The sequence below is a fragment of the Novosphingobium sp. genome (assembly GCF_032093395.1).
GTDB lineage: Bacteria > Pseudomonadota > Alphaproteobacteria > Sphingomonadales > Sphingomonadaceae > Novosphingobium.
In genome coordinates, this window is the sequence record NZ_DAMDBA010000105.1 from 11316 (window position 1) to 14912 (window position 3597).

Consider the following 3597-nt stretch of genomic DNA (forward strand, 5'->3'; position numbering starts at 1 on the left):
ATCACTGGACGTCGACACGGCCGGACACGCGTTTCACGACGCTCTGCATCGCCAGCGTGGTACAGGAGGACGGCTTCGCCTCGCTGAGCGATCGGCAGTTCACGCTCAGCCGGAACGGCGCAAGCGAGGTGCGGCAGGTCGAATCTCCCGCGGCCTATGCGGAGCTTCTGAACGAGACGTTCGGCATCACGCTGGGGGTGGCAGAGGCGGCGAGACTTCCGATCTTCCGCTGATCGGCTGTCCCTTACTTCTCGCGAAGCCTCGGCATCAGTTCCACGAAATTGCAGGGCCGGTTGCGGCTGTCGAGTTGCTCGGCAAGGATGCCGTCCCAGCCGTCCTTCACCGCGCCGTTCGAGCCCGGCAGCGCGAAGATATAAGTGCCGCGCGAGACGGCGGCGCAAGCGCGGGACTGGACGGTCGACGTGCCGATGGTCTTGTAGGACAGCCACCGGAACAGCTCTCCAAACCCCGGTATGTCGCGCTCCTTCACGCGGTCGATCGCTTCCGGCGTGACATCACGTCCGGTAAGACCCGTGCCGCCGGTGGAAACGATCGCGTCCACGTTCGGATCGTCGATCCAGGCGTTCAGCCTTGCCGCGATCACGTCCGCATCGTCCTTTTCGATCGCGCGATCGGTCAGATTGTGACCGGCGTCGCGGATGCGCTGGACGAGGATGTCACCCGAGGTGTCGGTATCGGGGCCGCGCGTGTCGGAGACGGTCAGGACGGCGATCTGGATGGGCTTGAAGACGCGTTCGGGATCAACGGCCACGCAGGATAGCTCCGTTCGCTGCCATGCGGACGGCTTGCGAGCCCGCGAGTCCGGGGAAAGTCGGCCACATGTCCTGGGCGAGCGCCATGCGGCTTTCGGACTGGCCACCGGCCTGCCGCTCGTACATCCAGTAATTGCGCAGCACGATGTTCACGTAGCCGCGGGTTTCCCAGTAGGGCAGCGATTCCATCCACAGCAATGGGTCGCCCTGACAGTTCACTTCGGTGTTCCAGCGGCGCACCGGCAGCGGCCCGGCGTTGTAGGCGGCCATGACCTTGGGCAGCAGGCCCTGGGTGCCGGAATCGTTCTTCAGCGTTTCGAGATGGCGCTGGCCGAAGGCGAGGTTCACTTCGGGCTTGTTGAGATCCGAGGCATTGCCCGAATAGCCCAGCGACCCGGCATGATCGCGCGCGGCGGCAGGCATGATCTGCATCAGTCCGCGTGCCCCCGCCGGGCTGACGACGCCGGTCTGGAAGATCGATTCCTGAAGCGCGTGGGCATAGACTAGCGCCGGGTCCACCTTCCAGCCGCCGATCGGCGTCCACTTGGGCGTAGGGAAGCGGCTGGCGGGCTCGGGCTTGCCGCCGAAGGGTGCGTTGTAGGCCATCCAGAGCTGGGTGGAGGGCAGGCCCAGATCGCGCGCGAGCCGCGTGATCGAGGCGTACTGGTCTGCCGTCCCGATACGGGCCTGATGGCGCAGCACTTCGTCCGCGAGGCTGTCCTTGCCGATCTCGGCCAGTTCCACGGCCGTGCGGATATTGCTGTTGGAACGCAGTAACTGCCAGTCGTTCTGCGTGAAATCGGCGGCGGCGTGCTGTTCGGGCAGCTTCATGCCGAGCTGCTCGGCGGCGAGCATGCCATAGAGCGTTTCGTCCCGCGCGGCGGCAAGGCGCAGAGCCGCCGAGGCCTGCTCGGGCTTGCGGCAGCGCACGAGCGCGCGGCTGCGCCAGTAATGTGCGGCGCTGGTCAGTTCCGCATTCTCGGAGGACTTGGCGGTCTTGTCGAATGCCTCCACCGCGCCGTCGCAGTCGCCCAGGCGCCATGCGGCAAGGCCTGCGGTCCACCACGCTTCCCCGACCCAGGGCCCGGTACCCATGGCGGCAAGCTGCGCCAGCTGATAGGCCTGCGCGTCCTGGTTCTCGATGTAGAAGCTCCAGGCCACTTTCTGGCGCCACTCGGCCCGCGCCGAAGAGCTGAGCCCCGCGTCGATGCCGTCAAGCAGCACTCTGGCGCCGGTGGGATCGTCGGCCTTGATCCGATCGTTGATGCCGTTGGCGATCATCGCCGGCATCGTCCCGTCGTCCAGCGAGGACGGGCGCACGCGCTTCGCCATGGTGGGCAGGCGCGCGAACTGCTGCTCGGCGGGAAGCGAGGGGACGGTGCTGGCCCCGCGCCTGAGGGCAAGCCGGCTGATCTGATCGGCGCCCGGCAGGCTGGTGCCCTGGGCAAGCCAGGATTCCAGCGCGGGAAGCTCGATCTTGGGGGAGCCCGCTGCCAGATAATAGGCGGCGCGAAGCTGCTGGTGAAGCGGGCCGTCGCTGCGATCCGTCAGCATGCGCTGCACGGTGGACCAGTCCTTGGCGTCGACCGCGTCGAACGCCTGCTTGTAGTAGGCGCGATCATCCTGGCTCAGCAGCGAGGGGACCGCGGTATTGTCTGCACGCGTGCGGAAATATTCCACGGCGGCGCTGTTGGCCAAGGCCGGGCTTGCGCCCGCAGCGGAAAGGACGGTGAGAACGGCAAGGGCAGCGCCAGTGCGCCATGCACCGTCGCGCCATGCTCCCTTGCGGAATTTCTCCCTGCCGGATCGTTTCAAATTCATTCCCCGCATCGTGCGACCGTTGTGCCGGGTGGGTCGGTCCGTTCGGGACTTCTCCTAGGAACCTTTAAGCTCCCGGCTCGGTTAATTTCGTTGTGTCCGTTTCGGACTTTGTCCACTCCAGCCAGGCATTCCAGAAGCTCGCCTTTGCGCGCGGTTGTTGCGTCAGCGCGGCGAGGCCCCACCCGGCCAGAAGCGGTATAACACACCCTTCATGCTGAAATTGTCTTAAAACGGCAGCGCGTTGCGGCAATTCGTGGCCGATGAGCGACAGGACGTTTCCGCCAAGCACCATGAGCCGCTGCGGCGAGACAAGGTTAACGTGGCGAGCGAGCGCGTCACCGATTCCGCGATTCCCTGCGGCGCGCCAATCCGGCAGCGGATCGTGGCGCGGCAGGGCGCTGGCCAGGTAAATTTCGTCGCGGCCGAGGCCGAACGCGGCGAGCATGGCATCGAGCAGCTTGCCTTGCGGGCCGCTCAGCAGGACGGCGCTATCCTGCGCCTCCGGCGTTTCCACCAGGATCATCAGCTTCGCCCCGGGCGGCCCCATCGGCGCGACGCGTCCGGCGACGCCGCCGTCATCCAGCAGCGATTCGCGCAGCCACCATTCCCGGAAGGCGGCGAGTTCGGCTGGCAACAGCGTGGGATCGATGCGTGTCGGCATCGGCGGAGGCGCGTTTTCCTGCACCGGAGGGCGGCGGCGCGGCGGCAGTCGCTCGCCGTTTTCGTCCTGCTCATTGGCAGGCACGATCCATTGGCGCGGCGCGTCCAGGAAATCGAAATCGACCCCGGCTTCGCGCCACCAGTCCAGCGCACCTGTGATATCGTCCAGAATTTGCCGATTTGGGACCTGATCCATCGGCTGGGTCTTGACCTCTTGCCTTCCACCAATCAAGGCAATTCGAGGAAATTAATCGAGCGACTAAATTAGGGGCCTGCTCAGTGGACGCAATGATTGAACGCGAAGAGATGCCTTACGACGTCGTCATCGTGGGCGGCGGGCCTG

The 3597-nt window shown here is 65.8% G+C and carries 4 protein-coding genes; 1 reads left to right on the plus strand and 3 read right to left on the minus strand.

Annotated features, from left to right (window positions below):
• The coding region (locus RT424_RS22115; protein WP_313442636.1) for an arylamine N-acetyltransferase at positions 1–233 on the plus strand (233 nt) is incomplete at its 5' end.
• An 11-nt stretch (positions 234–244) separates the two neighbouring features.
• Here RT424_RS22115 and moaB read toward each other — a convergent pair.
• The 3 genes from moaB to RT424_RS22130 all read right to left on the minus strand — a co-directional run bounded on the left by moaB (position 245) and on the right by RT424_RS22130 (position 3450).
• Complete coding sequence (gene moaB, locus RT424_RS22120; RefSeq protein WP_313442638.1) at positions 245–772, minus strand: molybdenum cofactor biosynthesis protein B; 528 nt, start codon at positions 770–772, stop codon at positions 245–247.
• Positions 762–2594 carry a lytic transglycosylase domain-containing protein gene (locus tag RT424_RS22125; protein WP_313442640.1) on the minus strand — a complete coding sequence of 611 codons (1833 nt, stop codon included), beginning with the start codon at positions 2592–2594 and terminating at the stop codon, positions 762–764. Before RT424_RS22125 ends, moaB begins: the two co-directional genes overlap by 11 nt.
• Positions 2595–2658: 64 nt before the next feature.
• Entirely contained in the window at positions 2659–3450 is a 792-nt protein-coding gene (locus RT424_RS22130; protein ID WP_313442642.1) for a uracil-DNA glycosylase family protein, read from the minus strand.
• Positions 3451–3597 lie beyond the last annotated feature (147 nt).